The sequence below is a fragment of the Pedobacter sp. GW460-11-11-14-TSB4 genome (assembly GCF_059423705.1).
The window spans coordinates 103,569-121,665 of sequence record NZ_JBWKYI010000007.1 but is presented as its reverse complement, the minus strand read 5'-3'; the positions used below and the strand labels follow the sequence as shown (position 1 = coordinate 121,665).

Annotated in this window: 9 protein-coding genes; 2 read left to right on the top strand and 7 right to left on the bottom strand. The window is 39.3% G+C overall.

The genetic code is table 11. The features are described from left to right. Positions 1–93: 93 nt before the first annotated feature. Positions 94–2,985, bottom strand: coding sequence for a DEAD/DEAH box helicase (locus AC07YT_RS09385; RefSeq protein ID WP_086548777.1), 2,892 nt, complete (start codon positions 2,983–2,985; stop codon positions 94–96). A 280-nt stretch (positions 2,986–3,265) separates the two neighbouring features. Between AC07YT_RS09385 and AC07YT_RS09380 the strand changes: the two genes are divergently transcribed. After that, positions 3,266–4,276, top strand: coding sequence for a PorP/SprF family type IX secretion system membrane protein (locus AC07YT_RS09380; protein ID WP_086548778.1), 1,011 nt, complete (start codon positions 3,266–3,268; stop codon positions 4,274–4,276). On the opposite strand, the gene AC07YT_RS09375 is transcribed toward AC07YT_RS09380, so the two are convergent. From AC07YT_RS09375 to dapF, 6 genes are all read right to left on the bottom strand, one after another. Further along, complete coding sequence (locus tag AC07YT_RS09375) at positions 4,273–7,803, bottom strand: T9SS type B sorting domain-containing protein (protein WP_086548779.1); 3,531 nt, start codon at positions 7,801–7,803, stop codon at positions 4,273–4,275. The two genes, AC07YT_RS09380 and AC07YT_RS09375, sit on opposite strands and share 4 nt — an antisense overlap. Positions 7,804–8,236: 433 nt before the next feature. Continuing rightward, positions 8,237–9,637 carry an efflux transporter outer membrane subunit gene (locus AC07YT_RS09370; RefSeq protein ID WP_086548781.1) on the bottom strand — a complete coding sequence of 467 codons (1,401 nt, stop codon included), beginning with the start codon at positions 9,635–9,637 and terminating at the stop codon, positions 8,237–8,239. A gap of 10 nt (positions 9,638–9,647) precedes the next feature. After that, the gene (locus AC07YT_RS09365; protein WP_086548782.1) at positions 9,648–12,824 is read right to left on the bottom strand and encodes an efflux RND transporter permease subunit; all 3,177 of its coding nucleotides are present in this window, start codon (positions 12,822–12,824) and stop codon (positions 9,648–9,650) included. Between the two features lie 48 nt (positions 12,825–12,872). After that, positions 12,873–14,042: an efflux RND transporter periplasmic adaptor subunit gene (locus AC07YT_RS09360; RefSeq protein ID WP_086548783.1), complete on the bottom strand. Its 1,170-nt coding sequence runs from the start codon at positions 14,040–14,042 to the stop codon at positions 12,873–12,875. A gap of 378 nt (positions 14,043–14,420) precedes the next feature. After that, positions 14,421–15,296 (bottom strand): XAC2610-related protein, encoded by an 876-nt coding sequence (locus AC07YT_RS09355; protein WP_145954295.1) that lies wholly within the window; start codon positions 15,294–15,296, stop codon positions 14,421–14,423. Positions 15,297–15,314: 18 nt separating this feature from the next. Continuing rightward, on the bottom strand, positions 15,315–16,097 hold the full coding sequence (gene dapF / locus AC07YT_RS09350) for a diaminopimelate epimerase (protein ID WP_086548785.1): 783 nt from the start codon (positions 16,095–16,097) through the stop codon (positions 15,315–15,317). 400 nt (positions 16,098–16,497) lie between these two features. Here dapF and AC07YT_RS09345 point away from each other — a divergent pair, with 400 nt between their 5' ends. Further along, positions 16,498–18,048: a trypsin-like peptidase domain-containing protein gene (locus AC07YT_RS09345; RefSeq protein ID WP_478357974.1), complete on the top strand. Its 1,551-nt coding sequence runs from the start codon at positions 16,498–16,500 to the stop codon at positions 18,046–18,048. Positions 18,049–18,097 lie beyond the last annotated feature (49 nt).

Sequence of the window (18,097 nt, the reverse complement as noted above, 5' to 3'; positions counted from 1 at the left end):
TCGAGCGGAGTGCAACGTAGTCGAGAAATCTATTAAGATAGATCTCTCCATTCCACTGCGTTTCAGTCGAGATGACGAGTTAATATTGAATGCCTAATTCAAAATATCACGTATATCTTCCTTGCTGAGCGATTTAAAGAAACTCTCTTCAGTGGTAATTAAAGAATTGGCGAGCGATTTTTTGCGGTTTTGCAAGGCCAGTATTTTCTCTTCAACGGTGTCTTTTGCGATGAATTTGTAAATGAAAACCTTTTTATCCTGACCGATACGGTGCGTTCTATCAATGGCTTGTTGTTCTACTGCCGGGTTCCACCATGGATCGAGGATAAAAACATAATCGGCCTGAGTTAGGTTTAAACCCACGCCACCCGCTTTTATAGAGATTAAGAAGACCTTCAATTCGGTATTCTGCTGAAATTCGGAAACAATTTCACCCCGGTTACGCGTTGCACCATCCAAATAAGCAAAAGGGATATGCTCCGCCTCAAAATGTTTTTTGAAGATATCGAGGTGTTTTACAAACTGAGAAAAAACCAAAACCTTATGTCCGCCTTTAAGCACATTATCCAGTGTGTGGATCACGTTTTCAAACTTTCCAGAATCTGAAACATAAGCCCCGTCAATCATTATGGGGTGATTGGCCAGCTGACGTAAGGCGGTTAATCCCTGTAAAAGCTGCACCTGTTTCTGCGCGAAAGTTCCATCGTCCATGCTCTGCAATAAATCGTTGCGGTAGGCTGATTTTGTTTTCTCGTAATAAGCAGCCTGATCTTCGCTCATGTCGCAGTAAATTACCTGTTCCGTTTTAGGTGGTAATTCTGCCGCCACCTGCTCTTTCGTTCTGCGGAGTACAAATGGCTTGATAATCGATTGTAGTTTGCGCGCTTTTTCTTCGTCCTTTTTCTTTTCTATGGCTTGTACATATTCTTCATAGAAAAATGCTTGTGTACCCAATAAACCTGGGTTTAAAAAGGTTAACTGCGACCATAAATCGCTTACTGAATTTTCTACGGGCGTACCGCTCAAAATCAGTTTATGTTTCGATTTTAAGCTTCTCACGGCTTTGAACGATTTTGATGCCGGGTTTTTAATATTCTGACTTTCATCAAGAATAATGTAGTTGAAATAAAAGTTTTTCAGTTCATCTACATCCACTCGGGTTACACCGTAGGTGGTAATGATAATATCGTAATTGGCAAAATTGGCTACATCTTTATTTCGGTTAGTACCCGTATGTGCCAGTATTTTTAGCTTTGGAGTGAATTTTTTAGCCTCTGTTAACCAGTTATAAATTAAAGAGGTAGGCATGATGATAAGTGAGGTCGTTTGCGTTTCAAGCAATTGATCGTCTTCCTTCACTTTTTGCAGCATGGCTAATGTTTGGATGGTTTTACCCAAACCCATATCGTCGGCCAAACAACCACCGAAATTGTATTCGCGTAAAAAGCTGAACCAGTTATAACCGGCTTTCTGGTAATCGCGTAAACTGCCCTTAAAATGAACAGGCATTTGCGTATCGGCGATATCTTCGAAATCTGATAAGCGCTGCAACTTACGCTCAAGTGTCACGTTAGCTAAACTATCTTCGGCCAAATCGTTGATTAAACCGATATGGTGTTTCTTTAATTTCAGCGTTTTTCCGGCCTCTGCCAAACTGAACAAACTACCGTATTGCGTAAACCATTTATCGGGAATAATGGCCACTTCGCCATCGGGCAATAAAAATTCCCGCTTTTTGTGTAGGATATGTTGTTTTAGCGAAAGAAAAGGAATCTGGTATTTTCCGAACCATACCACAGCATGGATATCGAACCAATCGTTTCCTTCTTTAACTTCAAGATCGATTTTGCTGGCACCGAAAACAAATTTTTTCTGGCCTGTGGCCTGTTCAATTTCGTAACCTGCTGCCTGTAAAAGTTCGATATGTTCGTTTACCCAATTAATGGCTGCATAACTCGGGTTTTCATCAGCTGAAATCACTTCCAGGTTACTAAACAGCGAGCTTGTTTTTTTTAATCCTAATGATAATAACAGATTGAACTGTTTTTTCTCCCATTCTGCCGAACGTTTAATGCGGTGGAAAATATAGTTATCGGCCGTTTTTTCTAAACGTACGGTTACTTTATGCGCATTTTCTACAGGGAAAATATATTCGCCGTATTTAAAGTACAACTGAATCTGAGAAAGTCCGCCATCCACATACAAAACTTTAATTACAGGTGTGGCTTCAAACTGTTCGGTTCTGATTTCGAAACCTTCGGCATACACATGGTGTTTTTCTATTAAAGGGGCAACAAACTTTTCAAAGTAAGTAGCTTCGGTTGTTTTGGGTATGGCAATAAAGCGTTTATTTAAAAAGGGTTGCAGTTTTTTCCCTTCAATATCCTGATCAAAAAAGTACAATACATCGTTAAGCAATAGCCACGCAGGTTTGTTACTGATAATCTGCGCTTCTTTAAACATAAATTCGATGCGTAGATTCTGATACTTGATGGTCGGGAAATAACGTGTTTCCGTTTCATTTCGGCGGAAATGAAAAAGGATAGAGGCGGGCTCATCGGCCAGTTCGATTTTACGTTCTACCGGCCAGCCATCTTTGTCCATTACATAAAGCTCGTTTTTAACCTTTAAAAGCTCTAAAGCTTCGGCAAGTTTCTTTTCGATTTTAGGGCGAACATTTTCGTAAAATTTATTGTCGAAAATTTTAGTGAAAAACTCAGTTGGCCTGATTAGTTTCTTGTAATATTTTTTAATCAGCGAGTCTTGCTCAATGTCATCTAAAATCTTGATCAGCTTATAATCAATATCACTTAAACAGGCATTAAATTCTTCTGCGGTATGTGTGAAAATCCGTTGATAGGTAAAAGAAAAATCTCCTTGTGGATTGAGCTGAACAACGTGAGGTTCAATTAAATAGCCCAAGTACTCATGTTTGCACAAAGAGTACACCACTTTACAGGCTTTAGAACTATCGACACGTAACATTGATTGGTTTAAAATTTTTTCTAAGCTAAGCGCTTAAAAAACTTTAAACTTACAATATTTTGAGGTTACATCAAAAGAAGTATCGGTTTTTGAAGTAAAAATTATCAGTTTTTTCTCGAAATCTTAAAGAACGCTTAAATGCAGATGTTGGATGGAGCGCTATTTGAAGTTAAAGGACAGATAAATATTAAATACTTTATAATTGGCTACAACTTATTATCTTAGTCCTTGTATTGATAGGCTTTCTTTATCAATCCATTAACGCATCACTAAGGTTTAAATGAAATTTTTTTACGCGCTCTCTCTGCTTGCCTGCTTACATTTTTGTAGCTATGCGCAAGAAATCCCCCGGAGCACCCAATATATTTTTAACAATATTTTGCTGAACCCTGCACTATCGGGAATAGATAATTACACAGATTTAAAAATAGGTTTACGTAAACAGTGGAGTGGATTAGAAGGTGCACCAAGTACGCAATACCTTTCTTTAAGTACCGCTATTGGCGAAGATTTTGTTCGGAGCAATGTAAACTCATTTGCCGGGAATGGCGATAATCCAATGAGCAGAAGTTTTGTAAACAGCTATACTGCAGCGGAACCTCACCACGGAATTGGCCTGGTGGCCATGACTGATAAAGCAGGATTAGTTCGGCAGACCAATGTAAACTTAACCTATGCCTATCATTTGGGTATTACAAATGAAGTAAATTTATCAGTTGGTTTATCTGGCGGATTTAAATCAATTAGTGTTGATGTGCGCGGAATTATAGCTGACGAGTCGGGTGACCCTTTATTCTCTGCCGATTACAACAATAAAATCAGACCCGATATTGGTGCAGGTATTTGGCTATATAGCCCAAGGTTTTTTGCTGGTGTTTCGGCTAAACAGCTTATTGGAAATAAAAGCAGCATTGTCAATAACCAGGTTAAAACCAGCCCATATCAAGCAGCTACTTTTTATGGAACAGCGGGCTATAAAATATTTCTGGATGAGGATATCGCAATGATCCCGTCTGGTTTGATTTCGTATTGGGCCAACTCTCCGGCTACTTTTGATGCGAATTTGAAATTTGCCTATCAGGATAAATTCTGGGTTGGAACCAGTTTCAGGAACAACGATTCTTTTTCACTTCTGGCCGGACTTAACATTGCATCGTTAGTAAACCTAAGTTATTCGTATGATGTAAATACTTCAGGTTTACGCTCGGTAAATAATGGCACGCACGAAATTGTGCTGGGTATTTTATTAAACAACCGTTATCAGGTAGTTTGCCCGAGCAGGCAGTTTTAACGTAAAAGGGTTATACTACCACCCAATGGTTTACATTCAGCCCGCAAATCGATCACATAATAATAAACACCTGCCGGTAATTCCTTATCCCTAAACCTGCCATCAAAAGGTTTTGTGTAATTACCGATTGATTCGTACACCAATTGCCCACCCCGGGTATAAATTTTAATGTTGGTGCCTTTAAAATCTGGTAAACCCCTAACTTGCCAAACATCGTTCATACCATCACCATTTGGGGTCATGGTATTGGTAACCTCTAAATTGTCGTGTGTTACCTCTACATGTACTTTGGTAAATTCGCTGGTACAGGAACCCAATTTTCGCCGCACAAAATAATCGGCTGTTTTGGCGACTTTAAATTTAAATATCCCGTTGGTGTTTTCTAAAAACGGTTTGGTATCATCAATTTTTTCAAAGAGCTGGTAAGTTCCTTCTTCTGGTGCAATTACAGGTAAAACGATATCAGAAACATAACAAACACGTAAGTCGTTAATGATGGGAGCCAGGATTTTAAAAGGTTCGTCTACTACCGTATAAGCCTCGCTGATCGCATAACCACAAGATGTTTTGTCTTTTACCTCTAAGCGATACGTACCTGCACCAACATTAATCAGATCCTGGGTATACTGAACGGCTTCGCCAGCTTCGTTTATCCATTTAAAATCATAACCTGGTACACCACCAATTACCTGTATGCCTTTAACAGAACCTCTCTGTAAGGTACAGCCATCTTTAATTACGGTTGCAGTATTGGATACGATGTTTAGTTTTGGTGTAATATTGATGGCATAAGGTCCTAAAACTGTTTCGCAATTGTTTACATCATAAGCGAACATTCTGTAATTGCCTCCAGGCAAATTTTTCAGTTCAATCATGTTCCCTGTTTTGGTTGCTCCGGCAACTGTAGCGCCTGATTCATCTACCCATTTAAACAATGTTGGAAGAACGGAACTGAAGTTTAGGTTGATACTTCCGTTAATCAGTTCACAGGTGGTATTATTAACGGTTGGTGTGAAAGTATAAACCGTTGGTGTTAATGCATCCACTCTAAAAGGTTTGTCTAAAGTGCAGGTATATAGCGAATTGCTGGCCCTTAAGGTATAAGTGCCTGGTGCAAGGTCAATCATTTTTATAGACATTCCGGGCGAGTACGGTCCTTTTTTAATGCTTTGTCCGGTTGGGCTTAACCACTCGTAGGTATCGGCATTGGTAATCGACACACCATCAATAACACCATTGTTAACACCGCATCGGGCTGGTGTAACTGTTCCTCCGTTAATGGCAACATCACTATAAGTGCCGATAAAGAAAGATGAAGAAACTGGTGAACATTGACCTTCATCAGAAACAGATAAGGTATAGTTGCCGCCTCCTACATTTTCAAGATCCAGCGTAGTTGATACCACATCTGTACCTAAAATCCCTGTGATCGGATCACGTTTAAACCATTTGTAGCTTAGGGTACCCGTTGCATCTGTAATGGTAATACCTACAATAGCCCCGTTTTCTTTACCACATGCTGCAGAAGTAGTTTTAGTGGGATTCCCAATTTTAGGTTGAGGTTTCCTTTTAACCGTTATCGGATCAGAATCTAATGAGCAGTTTGCCTCATCCGATACTTTTACGAAGTAAGTACCTTCAGGTAAACTAGCGGGGTTACTTCTGCTTGCCACAGCATTTGTTGCCGTATTTATCCATTCGTATTTTAGCACACCTTTCCCTCTTAAAACCTCAGCGGTAAAGGTAAAAGTAGTTTGTCCACACGCAGGCGAAACCGGCAGGATAGCAGGTTTGGTTAACTTTTGATCTTTGATGATAAACACCGATGGGAATGCTTTACAGCCATCATCAACAGTTACTTCGTAAGTGCCGACATCTAAATTAGAGATGCTCTGTGTGTTCCCTTTAGGTACGCGACTACCATCGGTTTCTATTTTTACCCAGCTAAAAGTAAAACCCTCACGCACTTCGGGAATGGTGATTGATCCGTTAGCACTACAGGTTACAGGTTCTACAATCGCTTCATTTGGTAATAATTCAGCCGTAGAGAAAGGAGAGGTGGTGGCATTTAACAAACTCGCTGTTGCGGTAACCATACCGCTAAGGTTTCCGTTGTATTCCCAGCGGCCATCACTACCAGCCTGTACGGTAGCAATATAGGTTTTACCTTCGCAAATGCCCTGGCAGTTTACGGTATAAAATAATTCTACTTCTGAGTTGGGGGTAGCTTTACCCGAAACATAATTGCTGCGTTTTTTTAGCACCTGAATATATGGTTGCAGTATGCTTAATGTTTTTCCGATCCCAAACGTTTTATTGCAAAAGAAACTGTTTCTCGTAATTTTTACAGGCTTTGACGACACCGTTTCGACACCAAAGTTGTTGTTGGCAATTAAGTTCGCTTCAGCTGGTGTTGCCCCACCAATAGTTCCGCCTGCACCCAACTCTATTTTTACGCCAATACCATTACCCATTGCCACGGTTCCGGCGGCATCGGTGCCTATGGCATTACCGGTTAGAATAAAGTCTGAATTGGTAATCGAAACGCCTGTAGTTCTGTTTCCTCCGATAATGTTGTTCCGCACATAAAGTGCTGTATTGATGGCGTTAACTTTTAAACCTGCAATTTCTAAAGCAGAAGAAGAAAGAAATATCGGTAAGTCATGGAAGTCTTTTTTGCCCGTATAATCAACCCCAATTTTGTTATTGATTACATTAACATCGAACCTTGCGTTAGTGGAGTAGGATGATCGGGTGATGTCAACATTAATCCGGTTTGCGGCAATTACGTTTCCTTCACCAGCATTATCACCGCCCACATCCAGTGCGCTATCGTATAAATTGGCCGAAATACCAAAAACATTTGTATTTGGGGTTATTCCATCATATATCACCCCGATTAAGTTCGATTGGATTTTAATTTTGGTGGCCGTGATGGTGGTGAAAAAAAAGCTGTTCTGAACAATGATACCGTTAATATTTCCTCCAATAACATTTCCTTTCCCCGGAGCCCCAATGGTAATATTATTTGCACGATAATCGATCACAATTCCTGAGCCTTGCGCCATATTTACATTTTGTAAATTATTAATGGTGGCAAAATTCCTGATGTACAAACCATAAACTTCAACCCCTGTAGTTTGGACCTGCGTGGATGACGACTGGCCAATTACCAGTCCCGAAAATGTGGAATTAGGATATTCTGGCTCTAAAATTACCTTGGCTCCGGAAACGCCAAGTGCAGGCCATGCTGCCTGAGAGGTGCCATCAATAACTACATTTGAAGAGACAATAGGTAGTGCTGAACGCAACCTGATGGTGCGGTTAGCGTTGTCGCTAGGTGTACCCGGTAAATTAAAGTTAATGGTAAATGTAGTTACTCTATTGGCTATGGCGGCTTGTGTCAATGCTTCCCTTAACGTGCCAGGACCGCTATCGGCATTACTGGTTACTACATAAGTTTGGGCGTAGCTATTACTAAAGAAAAATAAGCCGGCAAAGAGGGCTAGAAGTTTTGAGAAGCGCATAAAATTGTTTGGTACAGCCAAAATACAAATAAACTATTTAGTGGCTAGCGTTTTAGTGAAACAAACCTACATTATTTTTCTTAAAAATAGTTGGCACACGTATGCTGGTTTAGAAATGGGTTTATGTGAAATAGTCAAGGTAGAAAATTTTCACATTCCACTATTTTACTTTGATTTCGCGCCGCGCAGGGCAGGGAGGTTTCAAAGTAGTTATGAAAGCTCGCTCCCTATGGCGGGAAGCTTTCATGACCTTAATGATTTCGTGCCTCCATAGGCGGGAAGGTTTCATGACCTGTAGGATGGTTACTCACATAAGGAGGAAGGTTTCTACAAATGCTAGTTTACCCTCCTTTCTAAGGAGCGAAAGCAAATCAGCCTAAAACAAAAAAGGCATCCTGAAAACAGAATGCCTTAAAAATTGGTTAATTATTTTTTATTTCCAGCCACCGCCTAATGCACGGTATAAGTTTACAACCGATTGTAGTTTTTGTAATCGATCGTTAATGCCACTTAATTGAGCTGTTAACAAACTTTGTTCTGAAGTTAATACATCCGTATAGTTTGTTGCCGAACTATAACGTAATAATTCTTTGGTAAAATCGACTGCTTTGGTCAAAGAAGCGATTTGTTTTGCCCTTGTTTCTTCTTTTTCTGAAGCGGTTTGATAAGCGTACAAAGCATTCGATACTTCCTGTCCACCGGTTAACAACGTTTGTTGAAAGTTATAAAAAGCAATTTGCTGATTAGCTTCGGCTGTTTTTAAGCGGGCCTTGTTTGCTCCTTTTGCAAAAATGGGCTGTGTTAAACCACCAACCAGATTATAGAAGATCGATTTGCTGAAGAAATCCTGTAATTGCAGACTTGATAAACCACCTGCTGCAGTAATGGTTAAAGCAGGATAAAAATAAGCTTTCGCTACGTTTGTGTTTTCAAAAGCTGATCGGAACCCAAATTCAGCAGCGATCACATCCGGACGGTTTTTTAACAATTGTGCAGAAACGCCGGTTTGTAAATTAGCATAAGGGGTTTGCTGATCTAAGGTCGTGCGGTTAATCGCATTTGGCGCTTTAGCAACCAAAACACTAAGCGCATTTTCAGCTTCTTTAATGCTTCTTTTTAAATCGGGCAAGGTTACCTGAGCAGCGTATAAATTGGCTTCACTCTGTACCACTGCTGCACCATTAACTACAGCCCCTTGTTTTAAGGCTTTCATGGTTTCAACATCCTGCGTTCTTACCTTAATGGTTTGCTCGGTAATGGCCAGTTGTTTGTCAAGCGCCAATAAAGTGTAATAATTGTTGGCAATAGTGGCAATTAACTGAGTTTGAACAGCACGTTTTGCTGCATCGCTTTGTAATAAAGTAGCGTAAGCGCCACGTTTTGCACTGCTTAATTTTCCCCAAATATCAGCTTCCCAACTGGTACTCAGTTGTGCTTTATAAGTTTGGGTTTCCAGATTGATGTTAATCCCTGCCGGAAAATTCTGCGCTGCTGCTGAAGCTTTATTGTCGGTTACATTTACATCAGCCTGTAAGCTGGGTAATAATGCCCCACGGCTTTGTATTAAGGTAGCTTCGGCAATTTTAATACGCTCGATCGCCTGTTTCAGGTCTAAATTTTCATTTATTCCTTGTTGGATCAGCGACTGTAACGTGGTATCCGAGAACAACGTTTTCCATTGCAGATCGGCAATAGTGGTTGTATCTGTTGTATTGTTATCACGGTATAAACCTTCGCTCTTTAGCTGCGGACGCTCGTATTTTTTAGTTACGCAGGCGCTTAGGCTGAGGATGGCTAAACCGATTAATATGGAATGCTTATATCTAAATTTCATGATTTTCAAATTAATGTGGATGGTTAGTCGCTAACTCATACTCTTCCTCTGTTTGTTCGCGATCAATGCCTTCCTCAAATGGAGATTTGTTACTTATTTTTTCCTGCAAGGTTTGGAAAACAATAAACAAGGCAGGGATTACAAATACTCCGAATATAGTACCGATTAACATACCACCTACAGCTCCGGTACCAATTGAGGTATTACCTGCTGCACCAACACCTGATGACAACATTAAAGGCAATAAACCCAGGATAAAGGCAAAAGAGGTCATCAAAATCGGGCGTAAACGTGCAGTTGCACCATCAATAGCCGAATTCACAATGCTCATTCCCTTTCGTCGCCTGTCTACCGCGTACTCTACAATTAAAATGGCATTCTTGGCAAGTAAACCCACCAGCATGATCAGCGTAATTTGTGTATAAATGTTATTGTCTACACCAAAGATCTTATCGAAGATGAATACACCAGCCAAACCAATGGGTAGTGAAAACAATACCGCTAACGGTAAGATATAACTTTCATACTGTGCTGAAAGCAGGAAGTACACAAAGATTACACACAATAGGAAGATAAAAATCGTCTGGCTGCCACTGCTTACTTCTTCACGTGATAAACCTGAGAACTCATATCCATAACCTGTTGGAAGGTGGATTGCTGCTTCTTCCTGAATGGCCTTAATGGCATCACCAGAACTAAAACCTGCATTAGGGTTACCCGTAACCGCAATTGAAGTATACAAGTTGAAACGTGAAATAGCCTGTGGACCATAAACTTTTTCGAGCGTAATAAACTCAGAAATCGGTGCCATGGTTCCGCTTGAATTACGAACATAAATATTGGTTAAACTTTGCTGGTTGGCGCGGTACTTGGCATCTGCCTGGTACATTACCCTGTATTGTTTACCAAACTTATTAAAGTTTGAGGCATAAACACCACCATAGTAACCTTGTAGAACACCTAATACATCGCTAACGGTTAAGCCAGCCTGTTTAACTTTCGCCACATTAACATCAATCTGATATTGCGGGAAATTTGGGTTGAATGAGGTTGATGCATATTGAATCTCAGGACGTTTACTCAAAGCCCCTAAAAATGCATTACCTACTTCGTTGAATTTTTTAATATCGCCACCGGTTTTATCCTGCAACTGGAATTCGAAACCACCACCGGTACCAAAACCCTGAATGGTTGGCGGAGCAAAGAAAATGACTTTTGCACCTTTTATACCGGCTGCCTTTGCAAATAATTCACCAATAATGGCTTTAACATCGCGTTTGCGTTGATCCCATGGTTTTAGCCTTGCGATAACCATACCATAAGAACTACCTGAACCACTGATCAAACTTCGGCCAACAACCCTAAATGTAGCTTCTACCTCTGGTACCTTACTTACAATATCATTGATTTTTACAATAATTTTATCCGTTTCTTCCTGTGAAGTAGAAGGTGGTAATGAAATGTCAGAGAAAACTGTTCCCAAATCTTCGTTTGGTACGAAACCTTTAGGCGTAGTATTCATAATCCATACCAGCACCACCGCGAAAACAGCAATTCCTAATCCTGCTAACCATCTCTTTTTACCCAAAAAGCCTACCGAACGTTTATATTTTTGCGTTACGGCATCAAATGAAGTATTAAAAGCGGTATAAAAACGTTGTAAGAAATTTTTACTTTTTTCGTGATCCTCTGCATGTGGTTTTAAAAACATGGCACATAATGCCGGACTTAAGGTTAAAGCGTTGATCGCTGATAAAATAATCGCAATAGCCAGTGTTAAACCGAATTGTTTATAGAATACGCCAGATGAACCCTGGATAAAACTTACCGGGATAAATACCGCCGCCATCACTAGTGTAATCGAAATAATCGCACCACTAATGTCATCCATCGCATCTTTTGTCGCTTTTTTAGGATCTTTATAACCTGCATCAAGCTTGGCATGCACTGCCTCCACTACCACAATGGCATCATCCACCACGATACCGATGGCCAGTACCAATGCAAATAAGGTTAACAGGTTGATGGTAAAGCCGAACAGACTCAGGAAAAAGAAGGTACCAATAATAGCTACGGGAACACTAATCGCCGGGATTAAAGTTGAACGGAAATCCTGTAAGAAGATAAATACCACTAAGAACACCAGAATGAATGCTTCGATTAAGGTGTGAATTACCTTTTCAATGGAGGCATCCAGGAAGTTATTTACGTTAACAACCGTTTCGTAGTGAACACCTTTAGGGAAAGATGTTGCTGCTTTATCTAAAGTTTTGATCGAATTTTCGATTACTTCTTTCGCATTCGAACCTGCTGTCTGACTAATGGCAATACCTAAAGCAGGTTTACCATTAAACTTTACATAACTCGCATAACTTTGTGCACCAAGTTCTATTCTGGCCACATCTTTTAAACGAAGAATCTGTCCGTTTGCATCCGCTTTAATAATGATGTTGCTAAATTCGGTTTCCGATTTTAAACGGCCACTATATTTTAAGGTGTATTGAAAAGCCTGATTGCCCTGTTCACCGAACTGACCTGGGGCAGCTTCGATATTTTGCTCAGCAAGCGCTACACTTACATCGTTTGGTACCAGGCCATAAACGGCCATTACTTCTGGCTTAAGCCAGATACGCATGGTATAATCTAAAGTACCGAATGCACTTGCATCACCCACACCACTAATCCTTTTAATCTCTGGGATGATGTTAATGTTGGCATAATTCTGTAAAAACTTCTGATCGTATGATGGATCATCACTGTAAATGGCAAAAATAAGCAAGTTACTCGCCTGTCTTTTTGCTGTAATTACACCCGATCTGGTTACCTCTGCAGGTAATAAACTGGTTGCTCTGGCTACACGGTTTTGCACGTTAACCGCCGCTAAATCGGCATTTGTGCCCAATTTAAAGTTAACGGTAATGGTTGCAGTACCATCGTTACTGGCGCTGGAAGTCATGTAGGTCATGTCTTCCACACCATTTATTTGTTCTTCCAGCGGAACAACAACACTACTCATTACCACATCGGCATTTGCCCCCTGGTACGAAGCCGATACCTGAACGGTTGGCGGTGCAATTTCGGGGTATTGCGAGATGGGTAAAGTTACAAGGCCTAATACACCTAATATTACAATTATAATGGATATAACTGTTGATAAAACGGGCCTGTCTATAAATTTCTTAAACATAATTAATATGGATTACACTGCTGTAGTGTGATTGCACTGACTATATTGTTATTTTTTTATTTCAGCATAAACTGAATCGGTGTTTTTTACCTCAGGTTTAATTTTAGTTCCGTCTTTTAATGATTGAAAACCTTCTAAAATAACTTTATCACCTGCTTTAAGTCCCTTGGTAACTACGTAGAAATTACCTTTGGCCAATTCCATCACTTCGATTTGGGTATTGATCACCTTTGCCGAATCGCCTAAAATGTAAACGAATTTCTTGCCTTGTAAATCGATCGTCGATTTTTGAGGGACTAAAATTGCATTTTCAACGTGCTGCGGAATTCTAACCGATGCACTTGCACCGTTTTTTAATAAGAAAACGGGATTAGGAAAGGTTGCCCTTAAACTTGCGGAACCAGTGCTGGTGTTAATCTGCCCATTGATGGATTCGATTTTGCCATTCTGTGCATAGATGGATCCGTCAGCAAGAACCAAACTCACTGCAGGGATGTTTTTCATCTGCTGGGCAAGCGTATTGCCTTTATAGGTATTGGAAAAATCTAAAAGCTGTTTCTCATTTAACGAGAAATAAGCATAAACTTTCGAAGTGTTAGAAACAGTGGTTAAAGGTTGTGTGCTTGAGCTGCTCACCAAACTTCCGTTTCTGAAAGGGATACTGCCTACAACACCATCTACAGGGCTGGTAATCGAAGTATAACCTAAGTTAACCTGTGCGTTTACCAGTTCTGCTTTTGCTTGTGCCAATGCCGCTCTTCTGCTTTGAAGGGTTAACTGCGCTGCATCCAGATCGTATTTGCTAATGATGTCTTTCTCTACCAAAGGTTTGGTTTTGTTTACCGTAAGCTGAGCAGCATTTACGTCAGCTTCGGCACTGCTAATCGCGGCTCTTGCTGTTCTAACCTGTTGCTCATATTGTGGAGCATTAATGGTGAAAAGTAACTGACCTTTCTTCACTACCGCGCCTTCATCTACCAATATTTTTTCGATAAAACCATCAACTTTCGGACGGATATCGATGTTTTGAATACCTTCAATGGTTGCTGGATAATCAGAATCTAAGGTTGTATTTTGTGTGTTTACTGTAAAAACAGGGTAAGCTTGCGGACCAGCTGCTGCTGCAGCGGCAGCTTTTTTAGCTGCATCGTTATTTCCGCAGGATGCCAAAAGCATACCAATGCTCACGCTAAAAAAGAGAGTTGTTACTTTTCTCATGGGTATTTCTGTGTGTTTAAATTTAAATTTCCGGAATTAAGGGCGTTGTCAAAAAAATAGGACTTCGATTTTCGCCGATAAATGCCCAAAAATAGAGCCTAAAAAAAAATAAATCTGTCCGAATTCTGTCATTTAATCAATCGATTGATTTATTTTGCGATTGAAAACAGATCGGATTTCCTTTAAATTGCTGTTATAGATGGTGTTGTCGTATTTTTTAGCATGAAAAACAGTGTGTAAATATCTTGCGACAGATGTTAAAAGCTGTTAAATTCAAAGGAAATATACGATTTTTATTACACTAAATGTCGAAAATTTTGATCGATTTGACACAAGCAAGTGTCCTTGATAATACCCGATTTTAATTTTGGTAATGGCTTAATTATTATAGTTTTTTGAAATTGCTTTGATATCCTCTAGATCATATGATTTAAAATAATCGATTTCTGAAACCGCATGGTATTCTTTTGTTAAAGATTTTAGCTGGACTAATTTTCTACTTTTTGATGAAGAATATCTCTCTTGGCTTGATTTTATAAATGAAAGCTGAAGCGTATCTTTTAAGTTAGGGTAAATGTACTCCACAGTATCCAGATTTAGCTTGTTCCATTTAAATTTATACAAGGAAGCAAGTCCGGGATGATCATAGGTAACACCCCTGATTACTTTTTCTTTTGAATAGAAAGTAGGATTAACAAGTGTTATCTCTTTGCTGAAGGTTTTATTAGCTTTGGAGAGATATAAATCATAAATATTTCTTCTGCAACAACCTGATTCTGGGTACCAATTGACTAAAAAATCTTTTAGCCCATCAGCATTTATATCCTTAATTGAAAATATTGGGAAAGAATAATTTGAATATTTTTTCGTCATCAATTGATTAAAATCTGTACCATCGCTACTATAAATGTATATCCTTGTTTCAAGGTTTGATGCACTCTTGATTAGCAAATTTTTATAGCGCTGTGAAAATAAGTATCCTAACTTAATCTCTACTTTAACGTTATGGTCCAGATGATTATCTTGTGTCGTAGAAAAACTTTTATTAAAGGTGTTCTTTGAATTGGCTTTGATTAGTGTAAATACATGATTTAAAGCAGTATGAAAAAGAGAATCTTGTTTTTTATTCGTAGAATCTATTCTTGCTTTTGATGGGCTATTTATTACTTTGATCTTAAAATGTTTAGTCTGTTTTTTTTGTTTGCATGAAATACAGCACGCTACAAAAATCAAAAGATAAGCTGTTCGGATCACTAAAAATCAAATTTAAAACTATTCCACTTCTCCTTCAAAAACCAATTTGGCTGGGCCACATAAAAACACATTGGTAAATTCCTTACCATCGTAATCAAATTCTATTTTAATATCGCCACCCAAAACTTTAATGGCTGTTTTAATGTGGCCGGTCTGATTTTTATGTTTCGCCATGGCCATGGCTACGGCGGTTACTCCGGTACCACAGGCATAAGTTTCATCTTCAACACCGCGTTCGTAGGTACGCACAAATAAATGATCACCCTTGTCTTCTACAAAGTTTACATTGATACCTTTTTCAGCATAAGTTGCATTGTAGCGAATGTTTTTTCCTGCCGTAAAAACATCAAAGTCTTTTAAATCGCTTTGTAAAGCAACATAATGTGGCGAGCCGGTATTCAATATATAAGCTTCGCCATCTTTGGTAATGGTATCTACATCAATCATTTGTAAATCAACCCATTCGCCATTTTCTGAAATTCTGGCATAATGTGGCCCATCTACTGCCAAAAAGTTTGTTTCGCGGTCGATAATGCCGAGCTGTTTGGCAAATGCAACAATACACCTGCCACCATTTCCGCACATGCTGCCCAGTTTACCATCTGCGTTAAAATAATGCATCTCAAAATCATAATCCTCATGTTTGGTAATGAACATTAATCCATCGGCGCCAATGCCAAATCTTCTGTGGCATAATTGTTCAACTAATTGATTATCAATATTTTTTAACGGACTCATGGTGTGGTCTATTAAAATAAAATCGTTGCCTGCGCCCTGGTATTTAAAGAAATTAATTTTCATGAAAGCTTCATTTTTTAATGCAATATTTGAATTGCAAAAGGTAATAAGCGGTTTGTGTTTTTTAATTTAACATTTTTTAACACAAAACTAAGTGCTTTGAGGATACAAATATCGTTTATATGGTATTAAATTTGAATAAACTTACAAAAGAAAATTTGAGCAGATAAAAACTGCCTGAGCATTCTGCTTAAATCAAAGTGAAAATGCTCTCGCAAATAATAACATTTAACAAATGAATATTATAAGCTAACCAAACAATTAGCTAGCAAATCAGCTTATAATAAATCATGGCTTTAAGAAACAATATATAAACACATGAAACCATTAAAAGCTATCTAAATTAAAAGCAACGTTCAGCTTTTAATAGCTTCATGGCCATTAAAAAACAATATATAAACACATGAAAAAAATATTAGGCATTACCGTGTTGGCTGCTTTTATAGGTGGGGCAGCAGCAATTGGAGGTTACAAACTATTTGAGCGTAACCAAACAGGCAGTACAATTACTGAAAAACAGAATTTATACTTCGCCAATAATCCGCTTAAGGTATCATCAGCGGGAACGACAGATTTTACGCAGGCAGCAGCAGTAGTTGCACCTGGTGTGGTTCACATTAAAACCACGTATGCGGCACAAAGTGGCGGTGGCAGAAGTTCGTCTCCATTTGATATGATGGAAGATTTCTTTGGTGGTGGTGGCCGTCAGATGCAACGCCAGCCCAGAGCGGCATCGGGTTCTGGTGTAATTATCAGTCAGGATGGTTATATCGTAACCAATAACCACGTAGTAGAAAATGCAGAGAAGGTTGAAGTGGTTTTAACAGACAGACGTAAAGTAGAGGCGAAAGTAATAGGCCGTGATCCGAATACAGATTTAGCTTTAATTAAAGTAAATGCAACTGGCTTACCTGTAGTAAAAATGGGTAACTCAGATAATGTGCAGGTTGGAGAATGGGTTTTAGCCGTTGGTTTCCCGTTAGATTTAAATACTACGGTAACGGCTGGTATTGTAAGTGCGAAAAACCGTAGCATTGGTATTATTGGTCGCGAGCAACAAGGCAATGAAATTACAGAAGAGGAATATCGCGAATACCAACGTACGGGTAAAAGACCAGATCGTCCGGCAAATACGAGTATCGAATCATTTATCCAGACAGATGCTGCCATTAACCCAGGTAACAGCGGTGGTGCCCTTGTAAATGCAAACGGCGAATTGGTAGGTATTAACTCAGCTATCGCATCGCAAAGCGGGTATAACCAGGGTTATGGATTTGCAATTCCGGTTAACCTTGCCCGTAAAATTGTTGATGATTTTATGAAATATGGCTCAGTTAAACGTGGTTATATCGGTGTTAACTTTGTGCCGTTAAGTGGTGAGGAAAAACCTGAAGGCATTAAAACTAATGAAATCAGTGGTTTATATGTGAATGATGTGGTTGCGGGTGGCGGTGCTGCTGCGGCAGGTATCAAATCGGGCGACGTAATTAAAAAAGTTGACGGTGTTGTAATCAATGATTCGCCTGATCTTCAGGAAAGAGTTGGCCGTTTAAACCCAGGCGATAAAGTTAAATTAACGGTGTTACGCGATGGTGCACTTAAAGATTATAGTGTAACGTTAAAAGGCGAAGCCAGTGTTGGTTTAACTGCGAAAAATGCAACAAGCAAAGGTGCTGAGGTTTCTAAATTAGGTGCAACTTTTGCTCCGGCTACTCAGGCACAAAAATCGAAATATGGCATTAACAGTGGTGTTGTAGTGACTTCTGTAACCACAGGAAAAGCTTTTGATAATATTGGAGTTGAAAAAGGTTTAATTATTACCAAAGTAAATGGACAACCTGTAAATTCTGTAGCTGATGTGCAAAAAGCATTACCTTTAGGCAGAAACAACATGGTGAGCATTTCGGGTGTTGGCGAGCAAGGTTCGTATAACTACAGCTTCCCAGCACAGTAGTTGATTTGATAAAAAATAGTTTTAAAAGCGTCCCGATATAAAAATCGGG